The following is a 22,049-nucleotide window of genomic DNA, read 5'->3' on the forward strand; positions in this document are numbered from 1 at the left end:
TATTTTGCTTATTTTGTTCTTTAGGATTGTTTTTTGATTTAACCATGATTATTCACTCCTTTCAGAAATTAGCTTTTCCTTATGAAGCTTTAATATTCACTTGAATTTTTCTACTGCATTTATAAATCTATATTAATAGAACTATAACTACAATTATTAATTTCTGTTTGTACTAAAATCCTATCATAGTATTACCATACATAAATTCATAACTATATATGAATTTATAGAAAACATTCGCCTTCCAATTAGTTTGCACTTAAGCTTATATATTTTAATATCTATCTCCTAGACTTTTATATATCCGCTTTTAGTGAACTCACCCTTAACTGTTGTATAAACAACATGCGCCCAATCGCCAACCTTATATAATAGAGTTGCCTTTTCATTTGCTCCGAGCGATCCTATTAATACCCCATTTGGAACATCATATGTTGAAACCTCTCTACTATTATTTTGCCAATTGTAAGGTGCTAGGTATTTTATTAATCTACTATTTGTTATATATCCCTTTCTAATCCCTGAAGGTGTTGGATACTCAATTTCTACTAATTGCTTAGTAAAGAAAACATTTAATACAGTAATAGAGTCTCCATCATCAACTCTTCTTCCAGGTATTACGTTTCCATCTTTATCTCTTACATAGAACCAATCCCCTTGGATTCTGGCATTATTAGGATAAGTAAATTGAGCTTGCACAATAGTTGATTGTTCTGATGGCGTTGCAGCTATAACCTGAGAACTTATAGTTTGATTCTTCATTGCTTCTAATGGAAATTTATCTCCCGGACAAGATGTTTGATATATTTCTTTATGACCATATATATTCATATTTCTGTATCTACTCTTTATATCTTTAATAAGCTCTAATCCTGAGTTTAATTGGGCTTGAGGCATATCTTCTAGCATGTAAGACCCCTCAAAGCAAACCCCTATGCTATTAAAATTCGCTGATGGGCAATGCGAGCCTCTCCAATCTTCTTTTCGGCCTCTATAGATTGTACCATCTTTTCTAACTAGGTAATGATATCCTATTCCTGCCCACCCTCTAGCTAAATGCCAGTTGTGTATATCATATACAGTACATTTTGTTGCCTCTGCATGATGCAGCACAATCTTTGAAGGTTTATTTTCTCCCTTTACAAAATCCCCATTCCAGTTTAGTTGACTTTCAATAATATTCATTTCAATTCCTCCTAAATTTTAGTTTTTAATGTAAAAAAGAAGCCCTATTGAGCTTCTTGATTATCATTTTATGTTGCTTTAATAATTGTTTGCTTAATAAGTTGATTAGTTAATACAGCTACACCAGTGGCAGCTATGCCTTGAAATACTGCTAACGCTGTGAAACCTTGCTGTAAAGTTACTGATCCAATAACTCCAATTAAAAGCAAAACCCAAGGTATTAACCAATCTTTAACTTTTGGCGTGGATTTTAGGAATATTCCTATAACATATATTCCTGCCACTAAGATTAATAATTGTTCTGGTACAAATTTAATAATATCCATTTAAAACACTCTCCTCAAATATTATTTTTTAAATATAAAATCTTTAACTTCTTTGACATCACCTTTGATATCCTCTATTATGTTAAACTTCTCAGTAAGTCTATCTAATAGCCCTTGATACCTCTTTTCTCTATCTCCTGTCGTTTTTAAAACATACAAAAGAAGAAATACAAATAGCGCATAGCCAAAACCTTGGCTAAGCGCTGCTTTCATTAAATCATCCATTTTACGCCTACCTTATTATTCTATTTAAACAAAAAACTTAAAAGTCTAACATTAACTCCAACCTTGTGACAATTCACCTTTTACCTTAAATTCAATATTGGAATCATTCTTATTAACTTTAAACTCTTGAGTTATCTATAGCATAAGACTGTTTACAGTTGTTTAAACCATCTCAGATATTTCACCTTACTTGTTAAAAATACATAAAATTAAAGGACTATCTCTAGCCCTTACTTTACCTATATCCTTTTATATTTCTATTGCATCTTTAAACATTTCTTCATTTTCTGTAATGTACTTATAAGCCATTGCTATATCATTTGTATTTTCAGTATTTAAAGTATCCACCGAGAGGTACTCATCAAATTTGTCCCATAAAACTTTTATTCTCCTAGTTTCAACTGGTTCATATCCTTGATTTTTAGCTTGACCTGTTAAGTAGCCACAAATAGTTATCTCAGCAGTCTTATATCTAAGATTTTTTGTTAAATTGTTTATACTCCAATACTGAACATTGATGCCTTGATTGTTGGTATACTCTTTTTGATAAGCCAAATTAAACACCCCATTTCATTGTCTGAATTTCTTCCTCAAGCTTCTCAATTTTATTTATTGCTGACTTTAACGCTGAAGCTAGATAAGAAGTGTAGGAATATAGGTTAATCCCCTTTCTGTCTGCTCCCTCACCTCCACCTAATTGTGTAATTTCCAATGGTGCTTCATCGACCATGATACCTAAATTTAAGCTTGGTACGCCTTTGCCATTCTCATCTTTACATTCCATATTGAAATTATAAACATTAAGCCCTTTTAATCCATCGTAGGCTTGTATATCATCATATTTAGTGATATTTGTCTTAATCTCTCTTAATGATCTATTGATAATGTTAGCACCTGAAATATACCTATTAGAGTAAACATAACTGTCAAATTCCCCTGTACTTCCTGCAAAGCCTTTGAAATAGTTGGCATCCAAGTCTCTAGCTTCTATTCTCCTCGTGTTAGTTAATAACATCAATGGTACTTGTGGTGAACTTAAACTTTCATGGTATAATCCAAAGGGTCTGTAAAAACAACCTTCATTTACATTAAAGTAAACAGAGCCATTCCCAATTTTACTTGATCCACTTGATGCAGCTAATCTACAAGCCATACCCCATTCATTATAATGAAAACCATCCTGAACCTTGAAGATGTTTCTACCTTGGCTCACAATATTAAACTGACCGTCTGTAATAGTTAACCCATTACCATTCATTTCAACATTAGCTGTTTTGATTTCTCCAGAATGTGGTGTCCACTCTCCTGCCTTATCTCCCTCTACAAGTTGTATGTCTGTAACCCATAGTACCCAGCCTCCGTTAGTTGAACCTGAAACAGCTCCATTATGATCAAGTCTTACAAAGATATAATTAATATTTGAAGGCACTGTAAATGATGCTGTAACCTTCTGCATCCAAACACTACTACTTCCAATCCATGGCGTCCATGTATAATTTCTGTCATTATTTGCACTACCAATAATAAAGATATCTCCACTAGATACATTAGGTTCTTTTGCAAATCTAGCTGAAAATGTATAAGTTTTTCCCGGAATCACTTTAATAGTATCTGATTCAAGGAACCCTTCTCCAGTAGTAGATTTATACATACCAAAGCCTGTTTTTTCAGGGAAAGGACTGTAAGCATTAAGGCTAGAACCTCCCACTAACCAAACATCACCAAGCCCATTATTTCTCCAATGCTGCCCTCCCATTAGTCCTCTACCATTGAACAACAAGTTTGCTGAAGGAGTAGTCCCAAACGCAATCTTTACTGAAGTAGCATTTTGAGTTATTAATGACGAAAAATCACCAGTACTTACCTTGTTTGTTATTGAAGTATTTGATGATATATCTAAAGAACTGCCGATATTACTAGCTAACTTATCTACAGTTATGCTTCCTGCAGATATCCTTCCTGCATCTAAGGTTCCAGTAGTTATCTTTCCTGCATCTAAATTTGTTATTTTTGCATTTGTTATTGAACCATCTGCTATAAGAGCAGTTGTAACAGCTAAATTAGCTATTTGTGCAGTTCCTATAGCTGCATTTGCAATATTAGTATTATTAATTGTTGCATTAGCTATCTTAGCACCTGATATAGTGGCATTAGCTATCTTAGCATTAGTTATAGTTCCATCTATAATTTGAGCTGCAGAAATAGCTGCATTGGCGATAATTCCACTACTAGCTGTTATTGAATTGGCTGCAATTTGAGTGGCCGTAATAGTATCAGCCTGAATTTTACCTCCGTCTATTGTAGTCTGCCCTGTGTAGGTCCAGCTTTGTGATAAATAATCCTGTTCAGTTGCTTGATACATATTAATGGAAGCAATTTGAATTGTTTTAACAGCATCGCCTATACCACTCCAGTTAGCTAATAAGTAACCTGATATGCTTTTAAACGTCTTAGCAACGCTTGTATCTGGCAGTGCAAAAACTTGTCTCACTGTATACCAAGTATTTACTGTTAGAGTGGTTCCAGCCTTTAGTGCATTTAATGTAAATCTATCATAGCTAGAATCTTGCCTAAATATATCAACTAAAAAACCTGCTCCGCTAGGATTTGTTCCCGATGTTAATCTGAATCTCATCTCCAGACAAAAGTATTTTAAGGCATCTAGATCTATGCCATTTGCAAAAAAGCTGGAGGTTAAATTCATACCATATTGTGTTCCAGCAGTTAAACAATTAAATTGAGCAGTATTTGTATTATCTACTACTATTTTACTTATCCCTCCTGAGCTCCATACTGTAGCACCATCAGGATATATTCCGGACCACTTATTAAATCTTGGATTGTTTAAATATCCCCCTTGCTCTCCTGAACCTATTTTAAGTTTTTCTGTAGTAATTGATGCTGCTGCAATTAAATTTGCATCTAAAGTTCCTGTTGTTATTTTACTAGCATCCAAAGTTGATATCTTAGCATTAGTTATTGAAGCATCAACTATTTTTGCTGTTGTAATAGAACCATCTACAATTAATGCTGATGTTATTTGTGCAGTTCCTATTTTAGCTGTTGTTATAGCTCCATCCTTTATATTGGCTGTATCTATAGAAGCATTTGATATCTTAGCTCCAGTTATAGTTGCATCTGCTATTTCTGCATTAGTTATTGTTGCATCTTGTATCTTAGCTGCTGTAATGGAAGCATCTGCAATCTTTGCATTTGTAATAGCTGCATCTGCTATAATTCCACTGGTTGCAGTAATTGTACCTGTTGCAATCTGTACCGCTGTTATTGTATTAGCCGCTATCTCATTTCCAGTTATTGTCTTAGCAGCAATTTCTCTTGAAGTTATGGAATCGATAACTAATTTGTCTCCTGTAATTGTGTTTGCTGATATTAATGTATTTGTTATTGCTCCATTCGATATATTCCCAGTCCCTATTGTGCTTTGAGCTATTTGACTGCCTGATATAGCACCAGCTCCAATTTGCTCTTCTGTGTGCGGCTTCCATTCAGATGCAATGCTACCTCTTTGAAGCATTGGTCTAGCAAACCATAAGCTTCCGTTTCTTGTCACATATGCATAAAGTCTAACATATGAAGCATTTTGAGGTGCAGTCGAACTAAATATAGTTCTTTTCCATACTGAATTCGTATTGGGTACAATTCCAGCTCCACCATAACCTATCCTACTGTAATTATTATCATAATAATCTATTTCAATCGTAGCAGTTCTATCTACTAATGTTTTATCATCTGTCATAGTATAGATTGAAGCTACAAAGGTTTGACCTGGAGTTGTTTTTATATACTCACTATAGATTCCTCTCCATGCATCTGTAACTAATCCGCTTTGAATTGATTTAATAGTGTTGGAGGTATCAAATTTAGTTGTAACATCAAGTGAAACTCCTGTTGATAAGCTCCACTTTGAAGTGTCAGCTAGCCACTCTGTATTATGAAGTAGGTTATCTCCATCTATGGTCAAAGCTCCTGCCACAATATTATCCGCCCTCAAATTAACAATACTTACATTTGCTGCATCTAAGGTTCCTGTCTTTATCTTATTTGCAGTTAATTCAACAATCTTTGCATCTGTAATAGAACTATCAGCAATTTGAGTAGTGCCTATGGCCGCATTAGAAATTAATGCAGTAGTTATTGCTCCTATTGCAATATTAGCTGTTTCAATAGCCGCACTGGCTATCTTAGCTCCTGTAATTGTTGCATTCTCAATTTTTGCATTTGTTATAGTACCATTAATTATCTTAGCTGCAGATATAGATGCATCTTGTATCTTTGCGGTTGTAATAGCAGCATCATTTATATTGGCTGTTCCTATTGCTGCTACTCCTATTTTTGCGTTTGTTATAGAACCATCTTTTATATTTACTGTGTCGATTGCAGCCACTCCTATTTTTGCATTTGTTATAGAAGCATCTGTTATTTTTGCTGTAGTTATAGTAGCATCCACTATCTTTGCTGTTGTTATGGCTGCATCTTTTATATTTGCTGTCCCTATAGTTGCGCTTGCTATTTTTGCTCCTGTAATTGTTGCATCAGCAATATCAGCATTTACTATAGATCCATCTTGAATATTAACTGAAGTTATGGTTCCCTGTGCAATTTGAACAGTTGTAATCGTAGCATTAGCTATTTTTGTATTATCAATAGTAGAATTAGCTATCTTAGCATTAGTTATTGTACTATCTGCAATTTTAGTGTTTGTTATAATACTATCTGCTATTAAAGCATTGGTAATACTTCCATTAGCTATATTTACTGTATTAATAGCAGCGACCCCTATTAGAGCATTATTTATAGCACCAGTTTTTATATTAGCAGTATCTATAGCGGCGTTTGCTATCTTTGCATTGTCGATGCTTGCATTAGCAATCTTAGCATTATTGATACTTCCATTTGCTATCTTAACATTAGTTATTGCTGCATCACCAATCTTAGCTGTGACAATAGAAGCATCCTGGATATCTGCAGTACCTATTGATACATTCTTTACTTTAAGATAATCAACACTATCTACTTTGCTACCATCTAAAAGTCCATCACTGGTTGTAATTGTATTTACTGTATCAACTGAGTTAAGTGCCTCAGCTCCTATATCTTCTAAACCAACAGTTCTATTAGCTATTTCACAGGTATTCTTTTCTGGTTCATCAAGGTATTCCACAATTTTTACTATTCTCTGTTTTTCTTTAACGCTTTTATCCTTAGATATTAAAAGTATTGTATCACCTAAATCATAATCCAATATATTATTATATTTATCATTTGTGCTGGCCAAATCATAAATTTCGGCACTATAAGTATGAATAGGTTGAGATAGTCCTTCTAGTTTAAATATGGCATCTTCCATTAAACTTTCTGCATCGTTGTATCTATTATCTTCCCAATACATTGTTATGACCTTATTGGTATATTGATGATTTTCTACGTATTCTTTGCCCCCATTTATAGCGGCTATTTTTAATCCATCCTTACCTACTGGTATAATTCTAGTACAGTAATCATATGAATTGCTTTTAATAGTAAGTTTTTTCAAGTTAAGTTCATCTATAAAATAAGTTCCTTTATACCTTCCAATAGACTGGTATATATATACTTTCTTATTTACAGCATCAAACCTAAATTCGCATAGATACATTTTTCTTATTTCTCTAAGAATATCATAACTAGTACAATTTGCCTTCTTTATAGTTCTTTTTTTAGTAATATCGCAACTTCCAATAGTCCATCCAGTCCCTGCTAATGCTAGCTCTATTGCATTATTACAGGTTTGCTCTGTAGTTTCAAAATGAGAGACTATATTACCTTTGATATCCTCTACATTCACCTTTGCAACAAACTCTGTCCACTCATCTTCTATATTTACTTCTTTTATAACATACTCATTCTGCTTTGTTCTAATATAACATTCTTCTGTTATATAACTGTAATTACTATCAATTTGTGGATATGAAAAAGAGAGAACTTCTTCTCCATCTAAAGTTCTCTCCAATTTTAAATCTTTATAATTAGTTAAACCATAAAGTTTGTTATGGTTTAAGTCATATAATTGAATCATTCTATCCCTCCTTTGAGAGGTTATTTAATTTCTGCAACTGTACTTTGATCTCCTAAATTTGAAATTCTTACAGTGCATTTGTTAGTAATAAGCTGCTTAATTATTGTACTGCCATCTTCACTTAATACCTGAATTAGATAGTTACCTAAATCTTTTGATGGGTCTATTACTTTTAGTTCTTCGGAAATTGGCTCAACATCTATAATTTCATTGTTTTTTTGGTTATTAAAACTTTTATTGTTGCTCATTAGTACCACCTCCAACTAACCCGTCTTGTACCTTATAAACTTCTTGTTCAAAAGCTACCATATCAGCCCTTACTTCAGCTTTATTTTTAATATATAAATCTTGGTTAGAAATACTCTTACTAACATTCTCATTATTAGCACCATCTGTACTTATAACTGCACTCATATATACTACTTGAACTCCATTTACTTCACTTATCCCACTTAATGTTATATTCTTATTTACTTTTAGCATTTTAATCATCCTTTCATTTCTGGTTTAAATATATTTATAGTTGTATTTTAATTAATAATACTTTTCATAAAATCCCAATATGTTTTGATATACAAACAAATGAACCCTATATCCATCTGGGTTTATATTTTATTGAAACATCGCAGCTATTTTTAGAAAAGGTTACACTGTTAGTTCCCGGAGATAACTTTGGGAATTCCCACATATCAGTATCCATAAACTTATTTGCACCGCCTTGAAGTACTGTACCGTCTTCTCCATTAACTACTATTTTTTGTCCCTGCTTTAGATTCTTTATAGTAAAATTGTCTCCAAGTCCTGAGATAGTAATATCTATTAGATCAATACTAGGAGTTATTTCAATAATAACTGGTGTCTTCATGTTCCCTATAGCATTTATTGTCTTTGTACTTAATCTATTAGCAGCTTCAACTACCTGGGATTTATACTTGGAATAAATACTAAACTTTATCCCTACTTCTAGTGCTTCTGGATTAATCTTACTTATCTTATCCTCACCTTCAAATACCACATCGTAATAAAAATCTATATCACTAAATTTTAAAGTGCACTTATCTATCTTATCTAAAAAGACACTTTTCATAGTCTCATATTGGTTTTGTGTCCCTTGATATAAAAAGCTGCAACTAAGAGGAGTGTATCTATGCTTCCTCTGACCAAACAGTGGAATAATTGAATTTTTCAGCCACTCCTCACCGTAGGAAATTATTGCTGGAAATCCAATTTCCTTTCGTAAGTATTTGAATCCGTATGTTGTGGAATCAACACCATCTATCAAAAGAGTTATACTCATAACCTACCTCCTTCCCTTTATGGCCATTGCCATATGAGGAGACATAGCAGTAAACAACTCTTTTCCACTTACACTTACTACAATTGGTTGTTGTCCAAAACCTGCCTGCTTTAAAGCTTGTGCCATTAATTCTGGAAGCTTATTTAGAGGTATTATTGCTTCTCCTCCTGTACTAGGCTCTCCCCCAGCCATTACATTGCCAGTGGTTGGATTAATACCAAAAGCCATCGGCTTAGTCATTATTCCTCCTTCGGCATACCATTCAACACCTAACTTTGGAACTCCTTGAGTAAACCACTTTAGTGGATCTATACTACCACTTAAAGTAAAGTGTGGCAGCTTAATCTTAGGAAATAAATCTGTAAACCAACTTTTTACCTTCCCTACAAACTTTTGTAACAATTGCTCTGCTTCTGATATTGGTGACCATATTGCAGACTTAATTCCACCCCATATATTTGCTACAGTTCCTTTTAGTCCTCCAAAGGCACCTCCAACTTTAGATGCAATACCTTCTACAGCCCCAGAAACCGAACCTGCTATATCACTCCAAACTCTCGTAATATAATTTTTTATACTACTGAAAACTTCAGAGACTTTACTTCCAAAGCCCTTTATTTGATTTACTATTGCTCCCACAAGTTTTTCAACTATCAGTATATATAAATATTCTAAGGCCCCAAACAAGATATCCTTAATACCATCCCAAGCACCTTGCCAGTCACCTTTTATAAGTGAAGCTATTACATGAAACACCCCACTTATAATCTGCAGCACCGCCTGTACTTTTTCTAAAATCCAACCTAAGTAAGCCGCAGCCATATCAAAAATAAATTTACCGAAAGTATCCCATATAGCCATAATGATTGTTGTTCCATCTTGTATGATACTTTTAACCATAGTAAGACAATTATTAAAGATTTCAATAATCCTGTTTATAGTATCTTGATTATTGTTATACCAATCTTGAGCTGTTTTTATTATTGCTGATATTATTTCAATAAAGCTATCTCTTAAATTGAAAAAGATACCTTTCAAAATGTTTATTGTATTTCCAAGACTACCTGCTATTCCTCCTGCATCTGAAAGTTGTGATATGAAGGTACCTGTATTAAAACTTTGAACTTTAGCTGTAAGCTCATCTATTATGTTCGTTATATTTCCAATCACACCAACTACCGCACTTAATATAGGAGCTCCAAGAATAGATATAAACCTTCCCCAGCTAGCCTTTAGATTCTCTACTACATTTGAATAATTATTAGCTTCACGAGAAGCCTGTCCCATTGCACCTGAATTTTTATATATCCCTTCGACGGTATCTATAAGCAAAAATTCCTTTTGAGTATCATTAAGATCTTGCCAGGACTTTTTGTACTTTTCTTTGGCTATAGTATCCATCTTTGTTGCGTTGATATTAACTCCTATAGCATCTCCCGCCTCAAAATTCCCCATGGTCATTGACTTCATTCTTCCTACAACATCTTCAAGAGAAGTATCATAGTAGGCTGCTGCATCTGCTGCTGAATTCATATATCTCTTTGTTAAATCTAAAGAATCATTGGCATTTGCACCATTACCTCTAAAGGTTCCATAAAAGCTTGACCAAGTTCCTTTAAGTCTATCAACAAATATATTCTGATCTTGAGCTTGCTTTGTAATAAGCTCCATTGCCTTTGCCTGATCACCTTTAAAGGTTTGAGTGAACTGTGAATCTAGAGCTTGGATATTAGCAGTTGTTTCAACCATTTTCTTACCAAAATCTATTATCTTATCTACTGCAAAGGCTGCAACAATAGCACCACCTATTCGTTTAAAGGCACCGCCCATTTTACCTTCACTATCTTTAGCCTTATTAGTAACTTTATCTAAACCTTCGTTTGCCTCGTCTGCGTTGGTTACTATTCTCCCACCCATGGTGAATAGCTCCATTACTCCCATAATATCACCTCCTTGGTTCTATATATTTAAAGGCATCTTCCATAATTTCGTCTACATCCTTAGCTGTCATTTGTGATGCATTTATCTGATTTATTATCTTATCCTTAAAATCTTGATAAGTTATATCAGATAAAATCGATTTATGAATGTAATACTCATACATCTCTTCATCCATAGATTTATCTAATAATGAAAGCAAATAATCTCTTAGGTCTCCAAAGTCATTAAAAGTCTCTAAAAGCTCATTTACATTTGCATATCTTTTAAACAATAAATCTTTTATCTTAAACTCTGAAACACGTTGGATGAAGCAATACATTTGAAAAAATCAACAAGCTCCTCCTTTGAAAAGAAATCCATAAGAAGACTTGTATATTGAAGCATATCAAGTTCTCTAATCTCTTTTACCTCTGCATTACATACTGAGGATAATAATAGGTTTATATCTTCTTTTGCTAAGTCTAAGTTACACATAGTGGTATTTAGTATATCTGCAAATAGCTCCATACCTATCTCCATCTTTTCTTCTTCTGTGTACTCTTTAGTGCCCTCCATAGCTATAGCTTCTTGGCTTTTTCTCGCTACTTCAGCTCTTTTCTTTATAAAATCAAGTATCATATCCTTAACTTTAACCTTTGCTAAGATCTTCATCATTGGAAACAAATCTTGTCCACTTAACTTTCTCATCTCTAATTTAATATTTTCCATTGTTCCTCCTAAATTAAAAGACTAGGAATTAATTCCTAGTCTAAACTGTTGTTATTGTTTCTGGATATATGATCTGCCATATCCCATTATAGTCTTCTGGCTTGTCAGCATCAGCTCTAGCTTCAAATTTTATTGGAATACCAGCTTCAGTTTTATCCTTAGTTTCTACTGAAAGTCCAGCAGTATTTAAAGCATTTTTAAGAATTATTATAACAGGATTACTCTCCCCAGCTATTTTTCCTACATAAGCTATATTTGATATATAATCACTATCTAAAACCTTATTTCTTCCAGTGATTATCTTATAACCAGTTGGAGCTGTTGTCCCATCTGCATCTTTAATATCAGCAAACAAAGCATTTGCTATATTTTCCTTCTTCCATTCCTTTAAAGTACCTTCTAGAGTAGCCTTTACACTTTCTATTACGTCATTACCTTTAACCTCAGTTAATAAACCATCGACTTCCGGTTGTCTTAAACCTATTGCTATATTAAGCTTACTTCCACCTACTGTGGCACCTAAAGGTTCTCCTGTATATTTTTTTGTTGTAGTATCATACTTTACATTTTTAAATATAGCCCCTGCATCAAGTAAATAATGCTTTGCTGTGTCTGAACTATACCCTGTAGTTTTTAAATCTGTTGTTGCCATTTATTATTCCCTCCAATCAACTTTACAATATAATTGAATATTCCTTCTTTTAATCATTTCTGAACCAGTTGGAATATTTCTTGTAGTATTATAATTAAACTGAAGCAGCACTTTTTCAGTAAGTATATAGTTACTTTTAAAGTGCTGCTTTATATCATACATTAAATTTTCTAATTCAATTGTGTTTGCTCCACAATCATCAAATATATCTACATCAATATAGAAACCATCCTGATCTTCTAAACTTTCACTTGAAAGCGTATAGGTTAAATAAGGATACTTAACACTTTCAGACGTATTATATTCGAGATAACTTTCAGAGCATAATTTTTTAAATTCTTTATTCAATTCCTCCAAAAAAGGTATCATCATTTCACCTTCTTAAAACCTATACTAGCATTAGCCCCAATTTCTTTTAGGCACTTTTCTAGTAAGGCTTGTATATTTTTCTTCTGACTTCTGAATCCTGGCCTCATATAAGGTTTAGGGTGTTCACCATGGGTAAATATTTTCTCTCCTGTTATGGGATCCTTGTACACCCAGCCGCCTCTTCTCCCTTGCCCATTTTCTGCAAATTCGCCAGTTCCGAACTCAACATATACAGCATAATCTTCTCCAGTTCCTATTGTCACAGAGAGTTCACTTTCGTTAACCTTATATGATATGGAATTTTTGAGCTTTGAGGTATCAACTGGAACCAGTGGTTTTATAGCAGCAACTAATAATTCTCCAACTTCCTTAAGCCACTTTACTTGAGCCTGTCTTATGGCTTCTTTGCAAGCTTGTGTGTTATCTTGAAACATTACTTATCACCAATGAACTTTAAGTATATTTCTAGATGACTGTGAAGCTGCATAGGATCATCTACCAAAGTGATATCATATCTGTTGCCATGCTTATCCTTGATATAATGCACTTTTCTTTTTATACCTTCTATATACTCAGTTAAGAAGATATGAGTAGATTCTTCCATAAAAGAATTATTAGTTGTTTTTTCTTCTCCATTTAGAAGATCTAAAAATCCTTTAACTCTAAACAACTCTGTTGGAATCTCTATAAATCCCCCAATTCCATTCTCAACCTTACTTATAGCGCAAACTGAGTATTGATCGCAATCTTCAAAATTCATTAAGACCACCTCAGCTTTTTATACTTGTTTAAAAATTTCATTAAGACTGCTGGATATCCCTCTATGCTTTCAGTAGAATTCACATCGTAATAAGTCACTGAATATCTTGATATGCTTTCTTGCTTAACCCCTATCTTATGAGCCATCTTAAGATCATATTGTATTAATTTTATTATTCCTTGGATTAGATCATAAGGGTAAGCTATCTTGGTTACAAGTGCAGAACCTTGCTCCTCCAGTATAGCTTCATTTACCTTTATATAGGTATCTGTTACTTGTGATATAGTAAAGATGCCTTTATTTAATAAACATTCATCTATATCTATTGAATCACCTTGCCTAAACCCTAATTTCAAGAAATTATCTCCTGAGATAACATTACCTTCAGCTTGGAAATTAAGTACTTTATAACTTCTTATCTTATTATCTAGAAATTTATTGTTCGTTAGGTTTCTTATCATTATCTCTAGAGCTTTAAGTTTTTCCTCAAGCTCAAGGTCTTTTGATATGTCATCCACAGGTATTAATTTCTTTGCCTTATCTAAAGTAATTATCAACTAATCACCACCTTATGCAAATACTAGTGTGAAGCTTCTTAGTAACTTTTTTGCCCATCTTTCTTTTCAACTATATATGCTGAAGCTAGATGGCAAACAACTTACATATTAAGCTCCAGCAGCTGCATTCTGTATAGTCACTTCTGCAGTTACTATGCCTTCTTTCTTTATAACTCCTGTACCATGTACACAAAGACCTCTCATACCATCTGCAAAAGCTCCTTGAAGTCTCATTGCTTCTGTTTCTTCAAGCTGCTTTCCATGACCTGTTGCACCTTTATATAGTCCTATAACTGTAACTGCTCCTGCGTTAACAGGTAGTTCTTCAGATACTATAAGCTGGAAGCCATTTATAATCTGACCTTCAACAACCCCATTTTCTAAAGTTACTGGCTGCTTAGCAAATCTATCATCCTTTGATAGTAACCCTAAGAAGTCAGAGTTAATAACTGCATATCTATTAACCTTTGGTACCTTTCTCTTATTTAACTCAGTTCCCATATCTACAAGCAAGTCATAAGCATTGCTTCCATTTACAGTCTTAGCACCAAGTTTCTTTCCTGCACCTAACGCTACTTTTGAAAGAACATGAGTGTCTATAAGTTCGTTTAGAGTTGCAGCAGCTTCAGCTGTATGAGCATCAATTAACTCCCCAGCCGCTTGAATCTTATCTACATCATCAAGCTTTATAGCCCAATATTTTTTTTGATCCATGTCAATCTCAACCGTTGGAGTCTCTAAGTCATCCCATTGAACCTCTCCTATATAATCCTTTATTGCTACAGATCCTACATTATTAAATATAACTTTGTTTCCTTTTATTTCAGTTGGTGGAGTTGTAATCACATCAGCAACAGATGCCTTGTGATAATTTGCTATTAACCTAGCCTCCCATATTGTTGGTATAAAATTTGATACTGCCATTTAACATCATCCTCTCTTATTTACTTAAATCTAAATCTTTTATTAGATCCCAATTTGCGTTAATCTCCTTTGGAGACATTCTTGAAACATTTTCCTTACTAAAGGTCTTTACCTGACCTTCCAATCCTGGAAGCTTGTTTACAATGACCTTAGGATCTTGTCTTTGTTGTTGTTTTACTAAATCTTGTTGATTATTAAAGAAATCTGTATGATTTTCTCTAAGCTTTTTTATCTTACTGTCAAGTTCCTTCTCTACATCCAGCTTTTCAATATCACCTAGTTTGTAGAGTATATAGTCTATATCCTTGCAGCCAGCATCCTTAAGCTTATTCTTTACGTCAAATTCCTTCTTATCTTTAGTTCTTGCTTTTTCAAGCTCCTTCATCTCTCCCTCATATTTTGATATGGTGCTTTGAAGACTCTCGATATCAGCATTACTTTTCTTAAGCTCTTTTAAGGTTTTATTTGCTTCTTTTAGGTCATTGTGAGCTTGGTCTCTTTCTTCCTTAAGCTTCAAAATCCTTATATCAGCATTTTCTTCTGAAGTTGCGTAAACCTTATTTTCCTTCATTGCTGAAGTTATCTTATTTACAGTCTCTTCATTTAAGCCTTGAGCTTTTAACAATTCCTTTAAGTCCATCGACTTTCCCTCCTAATACACTTTTTTACTTGGTATGTGCCCAAGTTAGGCTTCGACCTTTGTTCTTTTACATCTGCAATAGTGGTAAAAAGATGTAGCGGGATATTATAAGATATAAGCCGCAGATTTCACTTATTAATTTAAAGTCTTATTCTTTGCACATATTTAATTTGGGGTATAAAAAAAGCACTCAAACTTATGAGTACTTACATGCAAAAGAATACATCTATTAATTTTTTATTGTTCTGTGCTTTTGTCTTATTCCACAATAATAGTTTAACACAGATTTTAGTCTATGAAATATAATGGATACTCTATACTTACTATAGTTTTTGCTTTGTGATGATTTAATTTTCTAAATCTACTAGTAATGCCTTTACTGTATTTAGATATAGTCCATTGATATCACAATTTCATTTTAGGTTAAATAAAACTTGCTCTATCTGTTTCTACTACTAGATCAACTCTTTCAACTGTTATGTCTTTATATTCTTCTTCTATATATTTGAAATATTCCCCATCTAGACAATCGCTTGTTGCACTAAATCAATTAAAATTTATTTTTTGACTGTATTAAATAATGACCCTAGCTTTAGGAATTCTATATTGATCATCCCAAATTTAGGGAATAAACTTCTTGTAGATAATATCATATGAATTTTGTAGTCATTATATACCAAATTTTTATACTAACGTAGTTTTTTACTATTTTCTATAAACAGTTTTCTAATATCCATTTCTTTGCCTGCTCTTTTTCCAATAAAATTGGTTCTTCAAGTGTACCAATATTAATACTATGAAAATAGGCCTCGTCAATTCCTTTTATATTTTTTAATATTACTCCTTTAAATAAAGTTTTTTTGAATCTTGACGCACTAATATCTACATTATCTAATGTTGCATTTCTAAAGTCAGTTAATAAAAAACCAACATTCACCAAATTACAATTTGTCAACTCAGCCCTTTTAAATATTGCTTCTGAGCAATCGCTTTTACTAAATCTAACGCCTTTTAAATCTGCATTAGAAAAATCAGTATATGATAAATCTGATTTATAAAAATCACAATTATCAAAAGTAGTATTTTTATAAGTTGACGAACATAGAAGTGATGCATGAAAGTCTATACCTTTCAAATCAAGATTGTCAAAAATGCACTCTACTAGATTTGCTTGTTCCAACAATTTATCAGATAAATCAAAATTCCTGAAATCTACTTCTTCCAAACATAACTTTTCTCCTTCTTTACCAATTGTTTCAACTCATTTTTTATGCAACTCAAGCTGACTAACAATATCATTTATCATTTTTTATTCTCCTCCTTATGGATACCATATTATTCTATCTCCTATCCCTGCTTCTTTAATTGCTTCTTTTAGTTGTATAATATGTTCAGGGATTAATAATCTTTTATCGATAATTATATTATTACCCTTGTCAAATTCTCCGTATATTTTTTCCATACCTTTGTCAACACTAAAAGCCCCTTTCTTTACCTTTGTAATAGGTATTCCATTTCGTCCCATTGGATATGATTCAAAGCTTTTTACATCCCACTTTAAACCAGTTGTTGTATCAATAAATTCTGCCCCCTTATCTATTTGCGTATCACGAATAATCCTTCCTAAATCCCCTCTTTCTTCTAAAGCAAGTCCTATTTCTCTTTCTTTTAATCCTTGTTCTTCTATTTTAAATCCATGAGAAGGATCTCTTGCTAAATCATCTAATTCAACTTGAGTTCTTCCTCCTGTGTATGCTTGTGTTACTCTATCATACTTTTCGCCAACATTATTAGCCGCTCCATTAACTCCATTATACCTAATCCCACTCTTATCTAAAAGTCCCTCTTCAACTTGTCCATAGACAGGAGGAGTTTTATCTTTAATTGAAGTAATACTAGATTTGCCACCATCCAATCCTTCATTCTTACTAACCCTATCCTTATACCATTCATCAAAGCTATCATACTTCTTAGCTTCTATGCTTTCTTTACTATTAGTAGCTTCATTATAAGCTTCTTCCACCACAGTTTCACAATCACATCTACACCCCATATCCTCCTTAGCTACTCCAAATAATCTAGGCTGAGAAGCAGAGTAGCCATGTAGATGAAATTTTTCATCTATATCAGCTACTTGTCCATTTAATTGCTGGTGGTCTGCTCTTGTTTTCTTATCTGAAACTGCTATCCACTTTTTCTTTAAACTAACTCCGCTTTTTACTGCTTCTTCTAAGCCTTTTTGTTTTGCTAAGGATTTTATTCTTCCAGCTTCTGTTACAGCTATTTTCACATTATTATTATAATTAGAATTTCCTATATCACTTAGGTTTTTAGCTAATTCTCCATAGCCTTTATTATTGATTAAACCTTCCGTTATAGCACCTTTTACCTTTAGCTTTATGTCGTTTAGATGCTTATCATAAAGCCTTTCTGAAAGTTTTAGTCCTGCTACTGGTGTTTCTAGGACTTCTTTAATCTCTTCTTCCTTTAGTCCAGCAAAATTAAGCTTACTATTTAATACACCCTCAACCTCATAAAAAACTCCAAAGTATTCATAATCAAAGGTGTTCTTACCGTAGTTAATCATAGAGTTATAGTTCTTATTATAAAGTTTTCCTAAGGTAGCATCCAATTGAGTTTTTCATATGAGCTATGGCTGAAACTTAGCTTTATCTAATTATGATAGTAACTTGTTTCTTGACGAATATTTAATTTTGGGTATAATAAAAGCACTTGCCTTTTATAGCAAGCGCTTTTATTATAGGTTTATTAACGTAAACAAATATACTTTATTTTCTTATTATTAATGTAACATACTTAAAAGCTCTGTAAAACTATTACAAACAAATTCTATTGCATTCTCTTGAACTTCTTCTAAGTTAATTCTCTTTAATTCATCAACTGAATAGTCTGAAGCAATTACATTAATCTCATTATTTAAAAAAATGATTGATGGCTTTTCCATATCACGTCTATAGTCAAAGCAAAAAAAATTACCAGATGGATCAATTCCAAAAGGAATTATACCATTTTTTAATCTCTCCTTACAATTGTCATATATTTTAATTATACTATCTACACTCACTTGAGAAAATGATAACAAGTTTGCAAACACTTTTTCACTACCTTTTACCTCTACACGATAAGGTATTACACTTGCTCCATGATATAAAAGCGCGCAATTAACATAATCTTCAGGAAATTTAAATCCAACTAAATTTTCAAAATCTTTAATATCTTCCATTATTACAGGTGGATGTGGTCTTCTCCATTTAATATCATTCATTATCGTATTCTTCCTCCCCACATAGCATTTCCTCCTAAATGATTTGCTTGATGAATAGCTGAGTCAACTAATTGCATTTTACCAGTAACTTGATGATGATGCCAAGTTAAGCCTTCTATTCTAGGCATTCCATCAATTATATCTTGTAATTGATTTGATGAAAAAATACTTTCCGAAACCTTACCATCAATTATAGCCTTTTCTAGAGCTTTGGTGCAAGCTACAAACTGATCATAATCTAAAGATATAGTTAAATCTTTAGGTAAATCAAATTCAAACTTCAGATTATCACCCTTAAATATAGGAAATCCTAAAATATCATAATCTAATCCATTTTTATGAACACTTCCTGCCAGCGATTGATTAATAATTGTATTAGAAATCGATTCATTTAAATATCTATTTACATTTTCAGTAGCATTTATGAAATCATCTATGTTGTTATATCCATAGTTTTTAATTGTATCATTATCAACTTTCGACAAAAAGTCATCAATATTACTAAATCCTTTTGGTACAACCCATCGTTTAACTAATTTCCCTGATTTATCGTAACTTGAAGCAATGACATTATCAATTCTAGTATATTTTGTTGCCCCAGCATCCCCCGTACTGTTCTTATCTAAAACTTCCTCCTTATCTTGTCCAACAACAGAAGGATTTTTAACTTCACTTGAAGTACCATTATATTTATTACCATCTAATCTCTCATTATTATTTACTCTATCCTTATACCACTGATCAAAATTTTCATACTTCTTAGCTTCTATGCTTTCTTTACTATTAGTAGCTTCATTATAAGCTTCTTCCACCACAGTTTCACAATCACATCTACACCCTATATCCTCCTTAGCTACTCCAAATAATCTAGGCTGAGAAGCAGAGTAGCCATGTAGATAAAATTTTTCATCTATATCAACTACTTGTCCATTTAGTTGCTGGTGGTCTACTCTTGTTTTCTTATCTGAAACTGCTATCCACTTTTTTTTTAAACTAACTCCGCTTTTTACTGCTTCTTCTAAGCCTTTTTGTTTTGCTAAGGATTTTATTCTTCCAGCTTCTGTTACAGCTATTTTTACATTATTATTGTAACTAGAATTTCCTATATCACTTAGGTTTTTAGCTAATTCTCCATAGCCTTTATTATTGATTAAACCTTCCGTTACAGCACCTTTTACCTTTAGCTTTATGTCATTTAGATGCTTATCATAAAGCCTTTCTGAAAGTTTTAGTCCTGCTACTGGTGTTTCTAGGACTTCTTTAATCTCTTCTTCCTCTAGTCCATCAAAATTAAGCTTACTATTTAATATACCTTCAACCTCATAAAAAACTCCAAAGTATTCACGGTTAAAAGTACTTTTACCATAAGCAGCTATAGTGTTATAGTTTTTATCATAAATCTTTCCTAATATATCATTCATTTGATCTAGAAGCTTATCTAACTTTTTAAGTTCCAGCTGCTTTGCAAATGGGGTATTTTCATTTGTTTGAAGGTAATCTCCAATTGAGTTTTTCATATCAGCTATTGCTGAAACATGAGCTTTCATGAGTAAAGCTTTAGCGCTGTCTTCATCCTTTTCTCCTAATTTCAACAGCTCCTCATGATATTTACTCAACTACATCACCACCAGTATTAGCTTTGCTGATTAACTGGTCGCTTAGAGCGTTCATGTCTACATAAGGTTCTTGGGTTTCTAAAGCTTTCTTTTCTTCTTCATAATCAAGCTCTAAGATCTCGCATAAAAGCCTTAGCTTAGTATCACTACTTATTGTATTTCCTGCAAGGAGTACATTGTTTATAAATACCCCTTGAGTATCGGCTTTAGTCTTTTCATTAACAACTACTGAGTCCTCGTTTACCATTGTTTCTCTTACTAGTTTTATCTGAATAGAATTATAATCATAGCTTGTGTTATACCTAGAATTAATATCATCTACTATGACCTTTAATAAATGTCTTATTAACCTTCTTAGTCTTGTTTCTGCCTTATTGCACTTTAAATCTAGTAATGCATATCTAGACTTTATCACTATGTTAGTTATGTTGCCATCACCTATCTGACTGCTGTCAAATCCCATACCAAATTTATAGATAGCTTCTTTGTCCAGTTCTATTTTAGTTTTTCTCGCTTCTGTTGGTATATCTATGGTTTTTACCTCAAGTCCACCTTCTGCATCAGTTCCGATGGTCTTTTTAGTCTTTAGATTAGTTGTAAGCTCCTCTAAACTATCACCTGAATATCCTTTAACTACGTATATTGCTTCTTGGAAGTCTTGTAGATTGTTTGAAAGACTGCAAGCCATTAAGTCATAATCATCTATAAGTGATTTGATTGGGTCTAAATCTGTTTTTTGATATTTATTATTATCAAGTCTAAAGAACGGTATATATCCAAGGCCTCCGCCGTCATAAATAGCTTTATCATCTTCTAATATTATATGAGGTTTAGGATTTGGCTTTATATTCTTATCAAGCTTAAACCCTTGTCTATTTTTATCTTGTGTATAGTAAGTCACCTTACTATCTGTCCATACCTCTGCTTTAGTTATAATAACTTCATTATCATTGTCATAAATTATAGCATCGTAATACCTTATTATAGCTTTGAGTCTGCTATTATCTACTTCATCATAAACAGGGATAACCCCTAAACTATCTGCTATTTGAAAGGATATTTTATTATTTTCATCCTTGTATGCATACACATACTCTAGTCCTTTATTGCTTGCTCCCTCTAAAGCGTTTTGAAGCAGTTCATGAAATTCTTCATTAATATACTCTTTAAGCTTTTCTTGAAGCTCTTCCTCAGGTGCTGCAATTTCTATTGGATTTGACAATAAATATTGAACCTTTTGATCTACGAGCTCTGTATGGAATTGATGCTGAATCTTTACATTTGATTTATATTTATCTTCCTTAAGGACACCATTTGCGTCAAAATAAAAAAGCCTATAATTTAGGATTTCATGTTCACCTTTGTAGTAATTCAATCCTAAACTGGCTTTTCTTTTATTTTCTGAACTTCTATCTTGTAAAATAGCCTTATCTAAGGCCCTAGCAGCTAAGCTGCTATTTTCTGAAAGTACATCTAATAACAACTTC

23 protein-coding genes are annotated in these 22,049 nt (G+C 32.9%); all 23 read right to left on the reverse strand.

Annotation, left to right across the window (positions count from 1 at the left end; translation table 11 throughout):
- Nucleotides 1-288: 288 nt before the first annotated feature.
- The 23 genes from JHL18_RS02000 to JHL18_RS02110 all read right to left on the reverse strand — a co-directional run bounded on the left by JHL18_RS02000 (nt 289) and on the right by JHL18_RS02110 (nt 22,045).
- Entirely contained in the window at nt 289-1,185 is an 897-nt protein-coding gene (locus JHL18_RS02000; RefSeq protein WP_200265959.1) for a peptidoglycan recognition protein family protein, read from the reverse strand.
- A gap of 68 nt (nt 1,186-1,253) precedes the next feature.
- On the reverse strand, nt 1,254-1,511 hold the full coding sequence (locus JHL18_RS02005) for a phage holin family protein (protein ID WP_200265960.1): 258 nt from the start codon (nt 1,509-1,511) through the stop codon (nt 1,254-1,256).
- A 21-nt stretch (nt 1,512-1,532) separates the two neighbouring features.
- Nucleotides 1,533-1,736, reverse strand: a complete 204-nt coding sequence (locus JHL18_RS02010; RefSeq protein ID WP_200265961.1) for a BhlA/UviB family holin-like peptide — start codon at nt 1,734-1,736, stop codon at nt 1,533-1,535.
- Nucleotides 1,737-1,985: 249 nt separating this feature from the next.
- On the reverse strand, nt 1,986-2,291 hold the full coding sequence (locus JHL18_RS02015; RefSeq protein WP_200265962.1) for a hypothetical protein: 306 nt from the start codon (nt 2,289-2,291) through the stop codon (nt 1,986-1,988).
- Between the two features lies 1 nt (nt 2,292).
- Complete coding sequence (locus JHL18_RS02020) at nt 2,293-7,812, reverse strand: phage tail spike protein (protein ID WP_200265963.1); 5,520 nt, start codon at nt 7,810-7,812, stop codon at nt 2,293-2,295.
- Between the two features lie 20 nt (nt 7,813-7,832).
- Nucleotides 7,833-8,060, reverse strand: a complete 228-nt coding sequence (locus JHL18_RS02025) for a hypothetical protein (protein WP_200265964.1) — start codon at nt 8,058-8,060, stop codon at nt 7,833-7,835.
- Entirely contained in the window at nt 8,047-8,295 is a 249-nt protein-coding gene (locus JHL18_RS02030; RefSeq protein ID WP_200265965.1) for a hypothetical protein, read from the reverse strand. The genes JHL18_RS02025 and JHL18_RS02030 overlap by 14 nt, the downstream gene beginning before the upstream one ends.
- A 106-nt stretch (nt 8,296-8,401) precedes the next feature.
- Nucleotides 8,402-9,109, reverse strand: coding sequence for a phage distal tail protein (locus JHL18_RS02035; RefSeq protein WP_243277757.1), 708 nt, complete (start codon nt 9,107-9,109; stop codon nt 8,402-8,404).
- 3 nt (nt 9,110-9,112) lie between these two features.
- Entirely contained in the window at nt 9,113-11,050 is a 1,938-nt protein-coding gene (locus JHL18_RS02040) for a phage tail protein (protein ID WP_200265966.1), read from the reverse strand.
- Between the two features lie 4 nt (nt 11,051-11,054).
- Complete coding sequence (locus JHL18_RS02045; RefSeq protein WP_200266030.1) at nt 11,055-11,369, reverse strand: hypothetical protein; 315 nt, start codon at nt 11,367-11,369, stop codon at nt 11,055-11,057.
- Nucleotides 11,330-11,758, reverse strand: a complete 429-nt coding sequence (locus JHL18_RS02050) for a hypothetical protein (RefSeq protein WP_200265967.1) — start codon at nt 11,756-11,758, stop codon at nt 11,330-11,332. Before JHL18_RS02050 ends, JHL18_RS02045 begins: the two co-directional genes overlap by 40 nt.
- A 40-nt stretch (nt 11,759-11,798) precedes the next feature.
- The gene (locus JHL18_RS02055; RefSeq protein WP_200265968.1) at nt 11,799-12,410 is read right to left on the reverse strand and encodes a hypothetical protein; all 612 of its coding nucleotides are present in this window, start codon (nt 12,408-12,410) and stop codon (nt 11,799-11,801) included.
- Nucleotides 12,411-12,413: 3 nt separating this feature from the next.
- A complete protein-coding gene (locus JHL18_RS02060) occupies nt 12,414-12,782 on the reverse strand; it encodes a hypothetical protein (protein ID WP_243277758.1) in 369 nt (122 codons plus the stop codon).
- The gene (locus JHL18_RS02065) at nt 12,779-13,213 is read right to left on the reverse strand and encodes an HK97-gp10 family putative phage morphogenesis protein (RefSeq protein WP_200265969.1); all 435 of its coding nucleotides are present in this window, start codon (nt 13,211-13,213) and stop codon (nt 12,779-12,781) included. Before JHL18_RS02065 ends, JHL18_RS02060 begins: the two co-directional genes overlap by 4 nt.
- Complete coding sequence (locus tag JHL18_RS02070) at nt 13,213-13,539, reverse strand: phage head completion protein (protein WP_200265970.1); 327 nt, start codon at nt 13,537-13,539, stop codon at nt 13,213-13,215. Before JHL18_RS02070 ends, JHL18_RS02065 begins: the two co-directional genes overlap by 1 nt.
- Nucleotides 13,539-14,096, reverse strand: coding sequence for a hypothetical protein (locus tag JHL18_RS02075; protein ID WP_200265971.1), 558 nt, complete (start codon nt 14,094-14,096; stop codon nt 13,539-13,541). Before JHL18_RS02075 ends, JHL18_RS02070 begins: the two co-directional genes overlap by 1 nt.
- Nucleotides 14,097-14,204: 108 nt before the next feature.
- Entirely contained in the window at nt 14,205-15,020 is an 816-nt protein-coding gene (locus JHL18_RS02080) for a hypothetical protein (protein WP_200265972.1), read from the reverse strand.
- Nucleotides 15,021-15,036: 16 nt separating this feature from the next.
- Nucleotides 15,037-15,660, reverse strand: coding sequence for a phage scaffolding protein (locus tag JHL18_RS02085; protein ID WP_200265973.1), 624 nt, complete (start codon nt 15,658-15,660; stop codon nt 15,037-15,039).
- Between the two features lie 712 nt (nt 15,661-16,372).
- The gene (locus JHL18_RS02090; protein WP_243277759.1) at nt 16,373-16,885 is read right to left on the reverse strand and encodes a pentapeptide repeat-containing protein; all 513 of its coding nucleotides are present in this window, start codon (nt 16,883-16,885) and stop codon (nt 16,373-16,375) included.
- 96 nt (nt 16,886-16,981) lie between these two features.
- Nucleotides 16,982-18,292: a phage minor head protein gene (locus JHL18_RS02095; RefSeq protein ID WP_200265974.1), complete on the reverse strand. Its 1,311-nt coding sequence runs from the start codon at nt 18,290-18,292 to the stop codon at nt 16,982-16,984.
- Nucleotides 18,293-18,463: 171 nt separating this feature from the next.
- On the reverse strand, nt 18,464-18,946 hold the full coding sequence (locus tag JHL18_RS02100) for an SMI1/KNR4 family protein (protein ID WP_200265975.1): 483 nt from the start codon (nt 18,944-18,946) through the stop codon (nt 18,464-18,466).
- The gene (locus JHL18_RS02105) at nt 18,946-20,562 is read right to left on the reverse strand and encodes a phage minor head protein (protein ID WP_200265976.1); all 1,617 of its coding nucleotides are present in this window, start codon (nt 20,560-20,562) and stop codon (nt 18,946-18,948) included. Before JHL18_RS02105 ends, JHL18_RS02100 begins: the two co-directional genes overlap by 1 nt.
- Nucleotides 20,555-22,045 (reverse strand): phage portal protein, encoded by a 1,491-nt coding sequence (locus JHL18_RS02110; RefSeq protein WP_200265977.1) that lies wholly within the window; start codon nt 22,043-22,045, stop codon nt 20,555-20,557. Before JHL18_RS02110 ends, JHL18_RS02105 begins: the two co-directional genes overlap by 8 nt.
- Nucleotides 22,046-22,049: the final 4 nt, after the last annotated feature.

The organism is Clostridium yunnanense, from assembly GCF_016595795.1.
Classification (GTDB): domain Bacteria; phylum Bacillota; class Clostridia; order Clostridiales; family Clostridiaceae; genus Clostridium_AR; species Clostridium_AR yunnanense.